12 protein-coding genes are annotated in these 15,460 nt (G+C 58.0%); 8 read left to right on the forward strand and 4 right to left on the reverse strand.

What is annotated here, in order from left to right; genetic code table 11:
* Nucleotides 1–12: 12 nt before the first annotated feature.
* The gene (locus tag D5261_RS22985; RefSeq protein WP_119324902.1) at nucleotides 13–1,029 is read left to right on the forward strand and encodes a phytanoyl-CoA dioxygenase family protein; all 1,017 of its coding nucleotides are present in this window, start codon (nucleotides 13–15) and stop codon (nucleotides 1,027–1,029) included.
* 199 nt (nucleotides 1,030–1,228) lie between these two features.
* The gene (locus tag D5261_RS22990; protein ID WP_119324901.1) at nucleotides 1,229–2,827 is read left to right on the forward strand and encodes a GxGYxYP domain-containing protein; all 1,599 of its coding nucleotides are present in this window, start codon (nucleotides 1,229–1,231) and stop codon (nucleotides 2,825–2,827) included.
* Between the two features lie 103 nt (nucleotides 2,828–2,930).
* On the opposite strand, the gene D5261_RS22995 is transcribed toward D5261_RS22990, so the two are convergent.
* Nucleotides 2,931–3,674 carry a phytanoyl-CoA dioxygenase family protein gene (locus tag D5261_RS22995; protein ID WP_119324900.1) on the reverse strand — a complete coding sequence of 248 codons (744 nt, stop codon included), beginning with the start codon at nucleotides 3,672–3,674 and terminating at the stop codon, nucleotides 2,931–2,933.
* 94 nt (nucleotides 3,675–3,768) lie between these two features.
* On the opposite strand from D5261_RS22995, the gene D5261_RS23000 reads away from it, so the two are divergent.
* The 6 genes from D5261_RS23000 (at nucleotide 3,769) to D5261_RS23025 (ending at nucleotide 9,115) form a co-directional block, all read left to right on the forward strand.
* Nucleotides 3,769–4,632, forward strand: a complete 864-nt coding sequence (locus D5261_RS23000; RefSeq protein WP_119324899.1) for an AraC family transcriptional regulator — start codon at nucleotides 3,769–3,771, stop codon at nucleotides 4,630–4,632.
* 131 nt (nucleotides 4,633–4,763) lie between these two features.
* Nucleotides 4,764–4,955: a hypothetical protein gene (locus tag D5261_RS23005; protein ID WP_119324898.1), complete on the forward strand. Its 192-nt coding sequence runs from the start codon at nucleotides 4,764–4,766 to the stop codon at nucleotides 4,953–4,955.
* Nucleotides 4,956–4,975: 20 nt separating this feature from the next.
* The gene (locus D5261_RS23010) at nucleotides 4,976–5,758 is read left to right on the forward strand and encodes a helix-turn-helix domain-containing protein (RefSeq protein ID WP_218025779.1); all 783 of its coding nucleotides are present in this window, start codon (nucleotides 4,976–4,978) and stop codon (nucleotides 5,756–5,758) included.
* Between the two features lie 59 nt (nucleotides 5,759–5,817).
* Complete coding sequence (locus tag D5261_RS23015) at nucleotides 5,818–7,341, forward strand: FAD-dependent monooxygenase (RefSeq protein ID WP_119324896.1); 1,524 nt, start codon at nucleotides 5,818–5,820, stop codon at nucleotides 7,339–7,341.
* A gap of 136 nt (nucleotides 7,342–7,477) precedes the next feature.
* Nucleotides 7,478–8,578, forward strand: coding sequence for a redox-regulated ATPase YchF (gene ychF, locus D5261_RS23020; RefSeq protein ID WP_119324895.1), 1,101 nt, complete (start codon nucleotides 7,478–7,480; stop codon nucleotides 8,576–8,578).
* A 57-nt stretch (nucleotides 8,579–8,635) separates the two neighbouring features.
* Nucleotides 8,636–9,115, forward strand: a complete 480-nt coding sequence (locus D5261_RS23025) for a VOC family protein (RefSeq protein ID WP_119324894.1) — start codon at nucleotides 8,636–8,638, stop codon at nucleotides 9,113–9,115.
* 117 nt (nucleotides 9,116–9,232) lie between these two features.
* On the opposite strand, the gene D5261_RS23030 is transcribed toward D5261_RS23025, so the two are convergent.
* The 3 genes from D5261_RS23030 to D5261_RS23040 all read right to left on the reverse strand — a co-directional run bounded on the left by D5261_RS23030 (nucleotide 9,233) and on the right by D5261_RS23040 (nucleotide 15,450).
* On the reverse strand, nucleotides 9,233–11,854 hold the full coding sequence (locus tag D5261_RS23030; RefSeq protein WP_119324893.1) for a hypothetical protein: 2,622 nt from the start codon (nucleotides 11,852–11,854) through the stop codon (nucleotides 9,233–9,235).
* Nucleotides 11,855–12,542: 688 nt separating this feature from the next.
* Nucleotides 12,543–14,081: a rhamnogalacturonidase gene (locus D5261_RS23035; protein ID WP_245992675.1), complete on the reverse strand. Its 1,539-nt coding sequence runs from the start codon at nucleotides 14,079–14,081 to the stop codon at nucleotides 12,543–12,545.
* 46 nt (nucleotides 14,082–14,127) lie between these two features.
* Nucleotides 14,128–15,450: a lactate racemase domain-containing protein gene (locus D5261_RS23040; protein ID WP_119324891.1), complete on the reverse strand. Its 1,323-nt coding sequence runs from the start codon at nucleotides 15,448–15,450 to the stop codon at nucleotides 14,128–14,130.
* Nucleotides 15,451–15,460: the final 10 nt, after the last annotated feature.

Genomic DNA, 15,460 nt, shown 5'->3' on the forward strand with positions numbered 1-15,460 from the left:
AAGGGGTGAATCGTGAATCCATTTGATCGGCAAATCATCGCCGACGCCGATGAAACAGGCTCGATTGGGGTCGTTTATCTGAAGCGTTACTGGTCACGCAACATGGCGTTTCGAACATGCGGTAATCCGAGCCCGGTAACGGAGGACGATACAATCGCAGAGGCCGTGCTGCTGGCCGGACTGCGTCTTGGAATTCGGGAGACACTGGACTTTCTGATGGCGGCGACGCCGTCATTCGAAGCATTCGAGGAATGGGTTCTGACCAAGAATGACAATACCATCGAGCCAGAGCGACTGCGGCGATTGAACGGCGCTTTGCGCGGAGACGATACGTTTGCACTGGAGACCATCCTTTCGGAGCCGGTGCTGTCGGCGTCGGACCTTGCATTTTGGGATGAACACGGCTATGTTGTCGTGAAGCAGGCAGTGGACCGTGAGCAGTGCCAGGCGGCAGTGGACGCAATCTGCAATTACACAGGCATGTCGATGGACGAGCCCGACTCATGGTATAAGGATCAAATCTGGATTCCACTGGCGCACAGCCCCGCGCTCTGGTCAAACCGTAATTCGTCGCGGATCCATACGGCTTTTTCTCAGATCTACAAGCGACGCGATCTCTGGATGAACGTGGACGTATGCGGCGTGAATCCCCCCATGCGGCCTGGTTACAGTTTTCGAGGCGCCCCTCTGCACTGGGACATGACCCTGGCGCCCCCGCACTGTTTTGGTACGCAAGCGATCCTTTACCTCACGGACACCGCCGAGGATCAAGGCGCGTTCAGTTGCGTCCCAGGATTTCACCGAAGGCTCGAACGATGGCTTGCGGAATTGCCCGCCGGCGCCAACCCGCGCGCACACGCGATCGCCGAGCTGCAAGCGACGCCGATTTCAGGTGATGCCGGCGACCTGATCATCTGGCATCAGGCGCTGCCACACGGAGCGACACCGAACCGAGCCGCCTTGCCACGCACGGTCCAGTATCTCAATATGTTTCCTAGCCGATTTGAAGTCAACACGACTTGGATCTAAATAAGCGGTCAAAAATCCAGCTGTACATAATCCCGTCCAGGCCGCGCCAGCTTCGATTCCCCCACCCGTGCGGTAATTTCCTATTGCTCCGTGTGCAGCGCCTGCGGTTATGTCAGAAACTCTTGCAATCGGGTGATCAGTCCCTTATAATCACAGAAATGAGCTATAGGTGTTCATAACAGGCTCCAAGGAAATACCCATGTCAAAGCTATACCGCACCGCTGCCGCCGCCATTGCGCTTACTGGCGCAATCATCCATCCATCCATCGCCGGAATCAATTGGCCGAAGAAGCAGCTTCTCCCCACATTCGCCCAGCCCGCTCCGACGCAGGATCTCATTTCACTGCCGACGACGGGAAGTGCGTCCCCAAAAGCGGAAACCGTTCTGTTCAGTTCTCTCAAGGGCTTGGTCAATCGAACGAAACCCCGGATTTGGACATGTGAAGGATCGGGTGATGACAAGTACGAATGGCTCACCGAGCTTGGCCTCTCTTATACGGAGCCCTCGGATCCCTGGTCGCTGATCATCAAGTATCGGCAGGAAATCAAGGGCATTATCGTTTACGATGACGCCCAGCCGGACACAATCAACCTTGCCACCACCATCGCCGGTTCGTCGAACGCGTTGGTGGCGTCCCCGGATCTTGTGGCGAAGTTGACCAGTGAGCCCTACTCGCTCCCGATTCTGAAGGATCTGCGCGGGAAATTTCATGGACGCCTCAGTGTTTATCAGTACTTGTACGACAACTACTGGGCCAAGACAACCCATCGCGTTCTGACCGGCCTCGACCCCACAGCGATTTACGGGAACTTGCGGGAATATGCTGTGGCCATCAATTCCACAGTCCTCTGGCTCGATCCTCGGAAACCCAAGGAGAAGGCGCTCCTCAACCGCTATCTGGCGTCGATGGGGCCCGGAACGCTATACATGGGCTGGTGGGCCGAGGAAGGATCGGGCGTCAGGGCCGCTTCCGCGTATGGCATTGTCACGTGCGCCAGCGACTGGTCGACCAATCTCACAAATTTTGGCGGCACGTCGAGAAAGGTCGAGGTCAAGCCGACCCCGGCGGCGATTCCCCCCATCGAGAACAAAATCTACATCGCGTTCATTATTAGCGACGGCGATAACTTCCAGTACCTGGAGCATCACTTTCATCAAATGTGGCTCGATCCCGAACGCGGCAAAATCCCGATGGGCTGGACAGTGTCGCCGACGATGCTCGACGCCATGCCGGGTGTTCTCAACTACTACTACAAGACCGCCACTGACAACGACTGCCTCCTCTGCGGCCCATCAGGTTACGGCTACACATACCCGAACTACTGGCGCGATGGCAAAGCGCTCAACCAGTTCGTAGCAAAATCCGACGAATACTGCAATCGCGCGGGATTGAAGATCATCACGATTTGGAATACGATCACCGGCGGCATCGATCCCAAAGTCGGCGAGTCCTACGCGAAATATGCGCCATCGCTTCTGGGGTTGACAGGTCAACACGCCGGCCGAGGGCTCAAGATTTACGACCATAAACTTCCAACTTTCGACCTCACAGCGACCTATTGCGGAGTGATGGACCATTTGGTCCGGGAGGTCAAAGGCGGATCCGCAGGATGGGATGGCAAATCGCCGCGTTTCCTGATCATTCAGGCAGAACCGTGGCACGGCTTGATGCCGGCCGACTTCGTCACATTCGTCAAAGGTCTCAACTCCAATTACCAGATTGTGCGGCCGGACACCATCTTCAAAATGATGCGCTCCGTCAATCAGCTTCCGACTGATCCGTTGAAGTCGAAGTAAAGCAAGATTTAGCATTCCTACGCTCACTACGAAGAGGCCGTAGCACGGGACTCGTCTTGAGCGGCGCCGGCGATTGATATTGCCGGCGCCGTCTCTTTCGGCGTTATCCTTCGTACTGATTGCCGGCGAGGTCTTCTCCCCGCGCGAGCCAGATCTTATGCCCTGCGTTGCGCTCGGGGTAAACCTTGGAGGATGTCGGGAAGTAGCGCATCGTATACCCCGCTCGGCGGAACGGCGAGGTGTTGGCTTTCGCGCCGTGGATGATACGCGCTTCGTGCAGGCTGCACTCATTGGGCTCCAGACGGAAGTAAACCGCGCTGGACTCGTCGAACTGGTCGGCCTTAATCTCCGTCCCAAAGATGTTCTCGGTTTCGCTGACGGCTTCGTACTCCGAAAAGCCGTTCTTATGCGTGCCGGGAATGACGCTCATGCATCCATTCTCCGGCATCGTCTTGTCCAGCGCCAGCCACACGGTGCAGATTCCCTCCATTGTAGAGACGCGGCCATTCCAGTAGGACGAATCTTCGTGCCATGGGGTCGCCTTCCCCGTGAACGGCGGCTTGGAGATAAAATGGCTGCTCCAGAGGCCGATATTCGGGCCGACGACCGGTTCGACCAGGTCGAGAACTTCATCGCTGAGCAGAAACTCCAGCAGCCGCGCGTCTCGAAAATGTATCGTGTCCAGATTGTCTTCACCGTACCGTTCGAGATTTTCCTCAAAGATCGCTTTGAGCCGCGCGAACTTCTCCTCCGAGAAAACCGGCTTCTTCCAGAGCGCATAACCGTCGCGATCGTATTGAGAGATCTGTTCTTCCGTCAGCGATCCCGCCTGTGTTTGTGTTGTCATACCTATCTCCTTGTGTTGCGTGATATTGTATTATAAGCGCCTGATAATACTTGTGTCTTCTACAAAATGACCATTTTATGAACTATAATGATCTATGGAGATACCCAGGCTTTGTTTTTCTCAGATCGCCGCGCCCTGTGCGGCCTTCCACGCCGCGCATGCGATATTTTCCTCCGAGGGCCAAACGGAGGTGCGCCTGCACCGCCACGACTTTCACGAGTGGCTGGTAGTGCTGGAGGGAGAAGCGCGTCACCTGGTCAACGGTGAGGAGACGGCTCTGCGGCGTGGACAGCTCGTGCTGATTCGGCCGGACGATTGCCATGCGATCGCGCCAAGACCAGGAGGCGTCGAGTTCGTCAATGTGGCGTTTCCGGAAGATGTTTGGGAGGATCTCGTGCGCGCGACGGGACTGGAGGAGGAGGCGCAGGAGTGGTCCGAAAGCGATCTCGCCGTTAGCCTGGAGATGACTCCCGATCAGCGCTTGAATCTGCGCGCGGAGGCGATGGCGGCGGTGCGCGCCTACCATGACCGGCCGACGCGTCTGGCGTTCAGCCAGTTCTGGAGCGCCGCCGCCGGAGCGCTGGCGCAGCGCGCCGAAGGACGCGACGGCGGAAGCGGCGCAGCGCCGCTCTGGATGCGCAATGCGCTGGCCTGGGCGCAATCGGCGGACATGGACGAGTTGTCGCTGGAAGCATTTGTCGAGGCGTCCGGCGTCAGCTTCGGGCATCTGAGCCGCACGCTCAAGAGCCGCATAGGCCAGACGCCGACGGAGTTTCTCAATGAGATTCGCGTCAAGCGCGCCGCCTACGAACTGGCGACCACGGACCGGGACATCGCCGCGATCGCATTCGACTGCGGCTTCGAAAATCTCTCTTACTTTTACCGCCGATTCCGCCAGCATCATGGCAAAGCGCCCCGCTCCTACCGTGAGGAGGCGAGGCGCTCGCTGCCTTTATAAACAGCCGGAGACACCGAAACCGGGCCCAATTCCGCCTGGCCTTTGTCCACCAGCAGGCCGATTGCTCCGGAAGACGGCAGGCCACCCCATGCGGCCGCGTGATCTCTCCATCGGCGCTTGCGAGACTTCCCGTGTCCGACGCGCAGGGGCTGGCGAGACAGTCCATCCTCCACTTCTCCAGCATGATTGGCGCCCCGGGCATCGAAGGCAGCATCGGCTACGGCGTCAACCACGACCCGAGGATCGATCCCATCACGACCAAGAGAATCGTGTACAACTGCCTGGCGGCGCCAGCTTCGCAGCGGCACTTTTTGGTATACTGATTTTCATGCGATCCTTCAAAATGCAGCACCAAGAATTTGAACCTCCGGAAGAGTTAAGAGGCGCCATCAAGTGCTTTTGGTGGAACAGAATTGACTTTGGAGAGCTGCTATCGAGCTTTGAGGTGCTGCCGGATGGATACGCGGAAATTATCTTTCATTTCGGAGGCGCCTGCTGTATTCTTGACAACGGCGAATTGCAGCCCTTGCCGTCGCCGTTTTTGATGGGACTGCTCGATCAGCCTGTGATGTTAAGCACAAACCGTTTAGACATCATTGGCGTCCGATGCTTTCCGTGGACCGTATTCGATTTGCTCGGATTGCCGTCCAGCCAGGACAAAGTGCGCATATTTGAGCACCCCATCGTCCAGCTTCAATCGGCGCTGAATAAGCAGGTTCGCGACGGCAGAATAGAGGACGCTCTGGATCAACTAAAGGAGTATTTCTGGAATGCGCGGTCTCGGATTGCTATCGACAGTATGTTATTCGACGCGGGGATTGCGATGAGAGAAGCAAACGGCGCCATGCCGATCCGCCAGGTCGCGGCGGCGGTTCATGCGACGGTTCGTACACTGGAGCGGAAGTTCAAGCAATCCTCTGGCTATACCGTGAAGGACGTGTCCGGTCTGATGCGCTTTGAGCAGGTGCGAAACCAATTATGGCTTTCTCCAAATTCCAGCATTGCCGATGTCGCGTATGAGCTGGGCTACACAGATCAATCCCATCTCAGTAGGGAATTCAAACGCTATGCCGGCGTTGCGCCAGGAGCGTTCGTGCGAAAGGCGAGAGAAGCAAAAAAGCTGTAGGCGGCAATTTTGTCGCATTTATACAAGCCGGATGAAGAGTTTTGTGTTTCAATCATAATATGAAAGCTGCACAAGATCATCTTATTTACGATGTCGTCATTTCGGGCGCAGGACCAGTCGGTCTATTCCTCGCCTGTGAACTGGCCTTAGCCAAATGTTCCGTCCTCATACTGGAAAAAGCGGAGAATCCGCACTCACCACTGAAGCAACTTCCTTTCGGGATTCGGGGGCTCTCGGCGTCGACGATTGAAGCACTCTACCGACGTGGATTGCTCGATGAGCTTAAGATCCATCAACGCCTGAAAAATCCCCACCAGAACGCCGGACAAGGGGCGCGTCGCCACGTGGGGCATTTCGCCGGTATTCCATTGTACGACGGCAATATCGACGCCTCACAGTGGAAATCTCGCCTGCCAACCTCAACCAGCGCCAGCTTGATCTCGGAAATGGAGGAACTGGAAACGGTCCTGGCTCGCCGCGCGGAAGCCCTAGGCGTGGAAATTCAGCGCGGCTTTGCCGTTACTGATTTTCACCAGACGGAAGACCAAGTCACTGTTCAGTCCAGTGACTATTCGTTTCAAGGTCAATGGCTCGTGGGGTGCGACGGCGCCCGAAGCATCATCCGCAAGGCCGGCGGTTTTGAATTCCCTGGCACAGAACCAGAATTCACCGGCTACTCCACGCATGTAGATCTTGCCGATCCGGAGAAGCTCAGCCAAGGCAGAGTTGTGACGCCGCAAGGGATGTATCTTCAATCCCAGCCAGGTTTCGTCGTCATCCAGGATTTTGATGGCGGTGCGTTTCATCATACTGGCGAGCCAATTACGTTGAAACACGTGCAGGAGGTTCTCCGCCGCATCTCAAACACCGAGGTTACGATCAGCGCCTTGCATATCGCAACGACTTGGACCGACCGGGCGCGGCAAGCCGCAACCTATCGCAATGGACGGGTGTTTTTAGCCGGCGACGCCGCCCATATTCACGCGCCCCTGGGAGGCCAGGGGCTGAACCTTGGACTGGGCGACGCTATGAATCTGGGTTGGAAGCTTGCCGCGGCGATCCATAACACAGCTCCAGAAGGGTTGCTGGACAGCTATCAAGCGGAACGTCATCCGATTGGCGCGCAGGTTTTGGATTGGTCGCGCGCTCAGGTTGCGATCATGAGACCCGACCCACACGCCCGTGCAGTGAATGCAATCTTCCGAGATCTTGTGAATACGCGCGACGGCGCCACCTATATTGCCGGAAGATTATGGGGCCTTTTCACACATTACGATCTCGGCGGCGCCCATCCTCTCGTCGGCCATAGCGTTCCTAACTTTGAGTTTGAAGACGGGACAACGATTGGCGAACTCATGCGCGACGGCAAAGGAATACTGCTTGATTTTGACGGCAATACTTTACTGGGAGCGTTAGCAAGTGAGTACGATTGCCAAATGAAGTATGTTTCGGGCCGGGCAAAAGAACAATTAGACTTGAGCACTGTACTGATACGTCCTGATGGAGTTATCGCCTGGGCTTCTGACAGCGAACCGAACGAGCAATCCATCCGGCAGGCGACTGCTCTCTGGTTTGCCCAATAGCTATGAAATGAGGAGAAGACCACACGCAAGCCGCCTTGCAGAGAGGAATCTCTGTAAGGCGGTTTTTCCTTTGCGAGGTATAATGAGGCGAAAAGTCCAACGGCACGTTATCAACTGTCACTGAAAGAATCATCGAATGGGATTTAAATGCGGTATCGTCGGGTTGCCCAATGTCGGCAAATCCACTTTGTTTAATGCGCTGCTCTCCACCGCACAGGCGGAAGCGGCCAACTATCCGTTTTGCACGATTGAGCCCAATGTCGGGCGCGTCGGCGTGCCGGATGAACGCCTTGAAAAACTGGCGGCCATCGTCAATTCCGAGACGATCATTCCGACTCAGCTGGAATTTGTCGATATCGCCGGACTTGTCCGCGGCGCCAGCAAGGGCGAAGGGTTGGGCAATAAGTTTTTGTCGCACATCCGCGAAGTGGACGCTATTGTTTATGTGCTTCGCTGCTTTGAAGACGGCAACATTATCCATGTGGAAAACAGCATCGACCCGATGCGCGACGCCGATATCGTCGAAACGGAACTGACGCTCGCGGATCTCGAAAGCCTGGAAAAGCGCTTGCCTGCTTTGCAGAAAAGAGCGAAGACGGAGAAAGAATTGGCGGAGCAGGTCGCGGTCATGGAGCGCGTGCTGAAGGTTGTCGCCGAAGGCCACCCGGCGCGCACAACCGAAATCAATGACGCCAGCGAGCGCCGCCACCTGGAGATGATGCAGCTGCTCACTTCCAAACCGGTGATGTATGTCTGCAATGTCGATGAAGACAGCGCCGCCACCGGCAATGCGCTCTCCGCTAAGGTTGCGGAGATGGCGAAGCTGAAGAACGCGCCCTGCGTGGTGATTTCCGCGCGCATCGAAGCGGAGATTTCTTCGCTGCCCAGCGCCGAAGACAAAGCCGATTTCTTGTCGTCGCTGGGGCTTGAGGAAACGGGCCTCGCGCAAATTATCAAAGCCGGCTACCGCCTGCTGGATCTCGTCACCTATTTCACCGCCGGCCCCAAAGAAACCCGCGCCTGGACAATCGTCAAGGGCATGCAGGGCCCCGCCGCCGCTGGCGTCATCCATACCGATTTTGAAAAGGGCTTTATCCGCGCGGAAACCATCGCATATGACGACTTTATCGCGTATAACGGCGAGCAGGGCGCCAAAGAGGCCGGTAAGTTCCGTTTGGAAGGCAAAGAGTATGTCGTGCAAGATGGAGACGTATTGCATTTCCGATTCAAAGCTTGACGAATCATCTCTCACTCTCACAGTCCAAGCGCCAGCGCCAAACCAAGGAAAGTAACGATGAACAAGAACACAATCTGCCTATGGTACGTTCGTGACGCGGAAGAGGCCGCGCAATTTTACGCCCAGACCTTTCCTGACAGCGCGGTCGTCGCGGTTCACCGGGCGCCATCCGACTTTCCCGGCGGCAAGGCAGGCGATGTCCTGACTGTCCACTTCACCGTGTGCGGCATCCCGTGCTTTGGCCTCAACGGCGGAGACACGTTCAAACACAGCGAAGCGTTCTCCTTTCAGATCGCCACCGACGACCAGGAGGAAACCGATCGCTACTGGAACGCAATCGTCGGCAACGGCGGCGAGGAAAGCATGTGCGGCTGGTGCAAGGACAAATGGGGCCTGTCGTGGCAGATCACCCCGCGCGCCCTGACCGACGCATTTTCCCAGGGCGGCGATGTGGCGAAACGCGCGTTTGAGGCGATGATGGAGATGCGGAAGATCGATATCGCCAAGATCGAGGCGGCCGCACGCGGCAATGTGTGAGATGGCGCCGTAGGTCTATGTTAGCGCAAGACGCGGACAAACAAGCACCGCACATGAGAATTGAAGCGCGGGAAAATGTTGCCGGTCAGAGCCTTCGCTCTGACCGACAATCAGTTTTTAGAGGATCGTAATACGGTCGAGGTCAGGCGCGTTCGCGCCGGGGTTGTGGAATTTGATGGTGTTGGCGCCGGAGTTAAGCGTCACTGTCATCGTTGCCGAACCACTGGAGCCCGAGCACGTCAGTGTCTGATCCGCGCCGCCGTTGACGCTTACTTTGAAATCGCGGCCGCCCGTGAAGTAGTAGACGGTCAGCGTGTGGCTGCCGGCGGTCGAGGTGATGCTGTTGACGATCGCGTATCCGTCGGTTCCGCCGCCGATATAACGGACGACTTTACCTCCCGAAGCGGAGGCGTTTGTGTCCACAAATGCGCCGTTACCGATCGTATTGGCGGTTGCCTCGCCTTCATAGCTGGTCGGAGCGGGCGGCGTGGAGGTGACGGTAATGCGATCGAGATCAGGCGCGTTCGCGCCGGGATTGTGGAATTTGATCGTGTTGGCGCCGGCATTGAGCGCAACGGACATTGTGGCCGATCCACCGGAGATGGGGCATGTCAATGTCTGATCCGCGCCGCCATTGACGCTTACCTTAAAGTCACGACCGCCCGTGAAGTAATAAACGGTCATCGTCTGAGCGCCTGCGGCGCTTTCGGTCACATTATTGATGGTGTCGTAGCCATCGCCGCCACCGCCGATATAACGGACGACCTGACCACCCGAAGCGGAGGAGTTTGTATCCACAAATGCGCCGTTGCCGATCGTATTGGCCGACGCTTCGGCTTCGTAACTGCCAGGCGTGCTCGAACCACCGGGCAGCCAGCGATACATCAGCGTCTTAATAGCGTAGTTGTCCTCGCAAAGGATGACATACTCGCCGTTCGAACGCAGCAGGACATTCGTCGGGTACTCCATATCGACATTGCCGACCGCGCTCGGGCCGCCGACATTCGCGCCGGGAACCAGCGAACCGACGTAAGCGCCGCTGTTGACATCGTAGACATCGATCTGGTGGACATCGTAGAGCGTCACGAACACGTAGTTTCCTGCAACATTGATGCCTTTCGGCGTGTCGTTGATGGGCGTGGTGTTGCCCGTCAGCACGATGCCGTCGCCGGAATAATGGGCGGTGCGCGTTCCGGTCCAATTGTCGTAGCGCTGCAGAACCTTGCCGGCGCGCCCCCAGTCCCCATTGGAGTTCGGATTGCTGTTGGTGTAGCCGCTGATGTACATGCGATCGTTCGCGGCATCGTAAACGACGCGATCCATCTCCGTCCACCCAGAGCCGTTTGCAGGAACGCCGTAATGGACGACTCCGCCGGTGTTCCATGTCGGAGCGCCGTTGGCGTCAAGCGTCGCGTTGATCGGGTACTTGTTGACGCCGCTGCTGATGTCCCACCAATTGCCCTGGCTGTCGACGCAGCCTTCGTTTCCGGTGGGAGTATTGCCCGCAGGAATGGCGACCTCACCGTCGGTCGCGCTATTGAAGCGATAGACGCCGTTCGGGACGCCGTTCTGCGGCCCCATAAACAAGAAGCGCGCGCCATGGATGCGGCGCACCCAACATCCGCACGTCCAGTTCGAGCGGCGGGAGTCGGAGGGATACTTGCTCTCGTTCAAAGTGTAGCCGATATCGCTCCACTCCGAGCCGGGCGTCGTATTGCCGTAATTGACCTTGATATGCTGAGCGGGTGAGAAGATATCGGTCTCGGAACCAGGATCGAAGTCGCAGGCGACCGTCCAGTGGAGGCCGTTAAGCACCCAGTTGCGCGATCCGCCGGAGGTGTAGCTCTCTAGCACGGAACTTCCTGTCGCGCCACTATCCTGGGTTCCTTGGCGCTGAGCGACATAGATATTGCCGTTTCCATCAATGCCCACGGCTTGGGGATGTACGAAGCGCAATGCTCCCACCGTCCCAATTGTCGATCCGGCGCCGGAGAGCGCGCCTCCCACGACGCCGAGTGTCGATGTGCGGCTGGGCGACGTGTCAATATTCGTGTAGATTTTGATATTTTGATCCGAGCCGTCGTCTGCCGCGTAGAGCTTATTGCCGCCGCCCACGCAGATGCCCATCGGCTTACCCACGTCGGTGATCTGCTGGCCCAGGTAGTTGCCGTTCTTGTCGTAATGCTTGATAGCGGAACCGGTAACGACCCAGAGCGAGCCGCTGCTTCCCATGCAAATTCTCCCCGGATTGCTCAATGCCCAGGATCGAAGCTGCGTCATGCTGTTCGTATCGTAAACGTGAACGACATTGTTGACCCGATCGGCGACATAGAGTTCGGTTCCGTTGCAGGCGAGGCCGACGACGCCATTTGTGGCGACTTCCCGCACGCTGCCGTCAACAGCGCCGCCGCTGAAGGGCGAGTGCGCTCCGCTCATCGTATACCGACCGACGCCATTATCGCCATCGGTCGCGGTAAAGAAATACGTCCCGTTGGTGCAGATGCCCCCCGTGCCGCCCTGGTAGCTGGATGTGTCGTCGAAACGGCTGACGAATGCGCCGTTCTTGTAGACGCCGATCTCTGTCGCCCCCTCCTCCCAGGCGCAATCGGCGTAGCAGGTCCCGTCCGACGCCACATAGAGCGAGAACATATCCTGCTGTATATGTGTCGCAAGGGTCCCCGTGCTGTTGCCGACCCAGCTTGTCGTGTACGATCCAGGCAGCGTCGTTGCGGAACTCAAGGGTTGTATCGCAATCATTGCGAAAGATGTTACAGCGGCATAGCGAACCGCGTTTCGAAACAATGTCATACTAGTCCTCCACATCGAAGAAATAACGGCGGTGTTGGTTATACTTTCTCCTGTCTTGTATCCGTACAGTGGTCAACTTATCTGCTTGAGGTTGCTGGCGCAGCTTGTCTGACTGGCCTTCTCGCGAACCTTTGCAAAGTAGGGAAAACATGACGACAACGATAGTAATAATAGCAATTACAACCATATGCTCAATAAGAACAAATGCTGATTGCTTACGCAACGTGATGTATGCTCTCCAACAAGATGTCAAAACCGACCGGAAGCTTGATATACTACGTAATACATCGAACGTAATATGGTAACACAACATCTTCTATTTGTCAACAACGGCAACCAGAAATCATTTTGCAGATCGATTCAAAGAAATGAGCGCCAAGACGAGGCGCTTGCGAATTCTGACGACCGGCCCCACGAACGGTAACGCCCTTTCTTTTGCTTAGCGGTTAGGATTCCCTCCACCGCCGGGGACTTGCCTCCCCGAAAACGGGCGCATGCCCGGCGCACCAATAAAGAGCCACCCCGGAAATTCGGCGTGGCTCATTTGCTCTCACAATTAATCCGATTCTCATATCAGAATCCTACTTATCCGCCACCAGCGCGATATCGAACACAAACCTTACAAGTGGCCGTCGGCGGGGTGGTCCTGCCGGCTGTCCGGGAGCCCCTGGACATCGCGTAACTGAAGGCCCGTGACCGACTTCAGGGAGAAGATCGGGATCGAGGCGGCGTGCTCGGCGTCGAGGCCGGTGAAGCGTGCGCCGGATACGTCGTCGAGTACGAGCGCAGGGCGCTGGTCCGGGGTCTGGGTGTGTGTCTGAAGGCCGTCCACGGTGATTCCCTGGACGTGCCGCAGGTAGACGCCGTAGGCGGGCAGGACGCCGAAGCGGTTGGGTTCGGGATATCCCGCGACGTCTTCCGGCGGAGTGCGCGTCGCCTGCGCCGCCGTGCCGCCGCCTTTGTACCAGATGCGGATGTCGCTGAGAGACAGATCCTGCACCGGCGCGCCGGGGACACCCGCGACGATCACCGAGGATGTGGCGGCGGCGTTGTAGACCGTGATGTGGCTAATGCTGACTCGCCGCACTGTTCCCATCGGCGTCCCAGCGGGGGCGCGCTGGCGTCCGCCCAGGCGTACGAAGATCGGGGCGTTGACGATATCGCGCATGGTCAGGTTGCTGATCGATACGTCTTCCAGCGAGCCGCCGTCTACTTCCTCCAGCGCCAGGCCGTGGCAGTAGGAAAAGACGCAGTTTGAGACGGTAATGTTCTTGAACCCGCCATTGGATTCTGTGCCGAATTTGATGCGGCCAGTTCCGCCGTCATGAGCTCGACTAAACGTGCCGTCGAGCACAGAGCCCTCCTCATAGCCGCTGACCACGCAATTCGTGATCGTCACGTTCTCGGTCCCCCGATTGAAGCCGAGACCGTAGGAGCTTTTCAGACAGATGCCGTCGTCGTGGGGAGAGTTGACCGTACAGTCCGAGACGTGGACGACGCGGCAGGCGTCGATGTCCATGCCATCGCGGTTGGTGTCGATCCGCAGGCCGCTGATCGTCAGGTTGTCTACCCCGGTGGCGAGGATGCCGAACCAGCCGCCGTGCGCGATGGTGAAGTCGCGTAGGGTGACGTTGCGGCAGAGCTTGAGGGCGATGGCCTTGTTGCCGTCGCCCGACTGCTTGGTTTCGTCCTTCACCAATCCGCGTCCCCAGATGCGCCCTGTCCCGACAATGGCGACATCATGGAGGTTTTCCCCCCAGATCAGGCTGTTGCGCCAGTGCGTGTGGCCGAAGTCCTGGTACTGTCCGGCGGTGGGGTTATCCTCCGGCGCATCGTAAGCGACTCCATTTCCCGGCGTCGCCGCCAGCAGCGTCGCCCCCGCCGCGATCTCCAGGGTGACATTGCTCTGGAGGTGGACCGTGGTGGTCGGGTATGTCCCCGCCGTCAAACGAACCGTGCCGCCGCCCGCCGCCGACGCCGCCGCGATGGCCTTGTCAATCGCCTCCGTGTCGAGCGTCTGGCCGTCGCCTTTTGCCCCGAACGCGTGGACGTCAAAGACGCCGTTGACGGGCGCCGCCGGTGTGTCCGCCCGGACGATTGGCGCGGCCACGCAGGACAGAACACCCGCCAGAAGAAGGCGTTTCCCTAAATGCATCATCAATATCCTCTTTCTCGAAAAATTAGACTTATGTTCTCTGTTTCGTTCACTCAGAAGTCCCGCCGCGCGCCCATTCGGGCGGGGTTTTGAGATGAAAGAGCATCTCGCCGGCGTTGGGAACGCACAGAACGCCCTCCGCCTCCCGGTTCTGATAGTCTTCGATCCGAATCGAGGCGTGATCGCGGTATCCCAGATTAATCGCCCGGCAGACGTCTTCCGGAATTTGCGTCGCCAGCGTCACCCGCACACGCGGGCGCTCCACGCCGTTCTCGTAGGAGCCAATCCCGCGCACATGAGTTGAGTGCGCCAAGATGCCCCACGGCTCGTCTTTAAATTTGTCCCATTGTTTCAGGAAGTAGTCGCGCGTGTGGTATCCGATCCGCCGGATCAAGTCTCCGTGGGTGACGGAGATTTCATGGATGTGGGGCGCATAGATGATCAGCTCCCCGCCGTCCGCCACCACCGGCTCCAGCTTGTACATGCACTTGCCGGCTACCCAGATTTCGTCGTACATCGGCGGCGCACACGATAGAACCGTGTGGAAGGGACGATCTTTGTACACGATATTCAGTCGGGCGCTATGGTCGGCGGCCACCGACCAGGCGGCCTCGGGCGCCCCCGCATAGAGACCGACGAGATCATGCCCGTGGATCACCATGCAGAATGCGAACCGAGGCGTCGGGATCAGTGACGCGGCGTAGTCGATCACTCGCCGCACCGGCGTCCACTTGTGGCCGATGATGCCCGGGTTGGTGATGACCGCCCCCAGCCAGTGGAAGAAATTCAGAACCTCGGGGCCGCTGACGCCGGGGAACAGATACTTGTTGCCGCCCGAGAAGCCGGCGACCTCGTGCGGAAAGACTGGGCCGACAATGATCAGCTGATCGTAATCGAAGACAGCCCGGTTGACTGTCACCGGCACATCCATCTCAAACAGGCCATCCGAGAGACGGCGTATCTCGGACGCCGGGATGACGCCAAGCTCCGCCAGAGCGGCGGGATCGTCCCAGGCGTGATTCAAGAAGCCAACTCGCCCGTAGCGCCCTGCCCTCTCTTCCACCGTAATCTCCAGACGATGGCGGATCGCTTCCTCGCTCATCGGCGGGTGCGTGCCGAGCGCGATCATCACATCCAGACGCGCCGCCGCCTCGCCAATTTGATCAAAAATCGTGCGAAACATCAGCCCAACCGGCGCGGTGCGCGTCGCGTCGGGGACGATCAACAGCACTCTTTTGCCGACCAAGTTCAGCGCCGTCAGAGCTTGGGCGACGATTCTGCGAACTTCATCATCGGCGAGGAGTTCTTTCCCCCGCCCGTCCGTTTCGTTTCGCTGATCGTCATCGTCGGTCAGCGTGGCGCTGTTTCCCATGCTTTCCCTC

Origin of the sequence: Capsulimonas corticalis, from assembly GCF_003574315.2 — a bacterium.
GTDB classification, from domain to species: Bacteria; Armatimonadota; Armatimonadia; order Armatimonadales; family Capsulimonadaceae; genus Capsulimonas; species Capsulimonas corticalis.

Coding starts and splice junctions, on each gene's coding strand:
- D5261_RS22990 (WP_119324901.1), top strand. CDS start 1,229: ATGTCAAAGCTATACCGCACCGCTGCCGCCGCCATTGCGCTTACTGGC.
- D5261_RS22995 (WP_119324900.1), bottom strand. CDS start 3,674: ATGACAACACAAACACAGGCGGGATCGCTGACGGAAGAACAGATCTCT.
- D5261_RS23000 (WP_119324899.1), top strand. CDS start 3,769: ATGGAGATACCCAGGCTTTGTTTTTCTCAGATCGCCGCGCCCTGTGCG.
- D5261_RS23010 (WP_218025779.1), top strand. CDS start 4,976: ATGCAGCACCAAGAATTTGAACCTCCGGAAGAGTTAAGAGGCGCCATC.
- D5261_RS23015 (WP_119324896.1), top strand. CDS start 5,818: ATGAAAGCTGCACAAGATCATCTTATTTACGATGTCGTCATTTCGGGC.
- ychF (WP_119324895.1), top strand. CDS start 7,478: ATGGGATTTAAATGCGGTATCGTCGGGTTGCCCAATGTCGGCAAATCC.
- D5261_RS23025 (WP_119324894.1), top strand. CDS start 8,636: ATGAACAAGAACACAATCTGCCTATGGTACGTTCGTGACGCGGAAGAG.
- D5261_RS23035 (WP_245992675.1), bottom strand. CDS start 14,081: ATGATGCATTTAGGGAAACGCCTTCTTCTGGCGGGTGTTCTGTCCTGC.
- D5261_RS23040 (WP_119324891.1), bottom strand. CDS start 15,450: ATGGGAAACAGCGCCACGCTGACCGACGATGACGATCAGCGAAACGAA.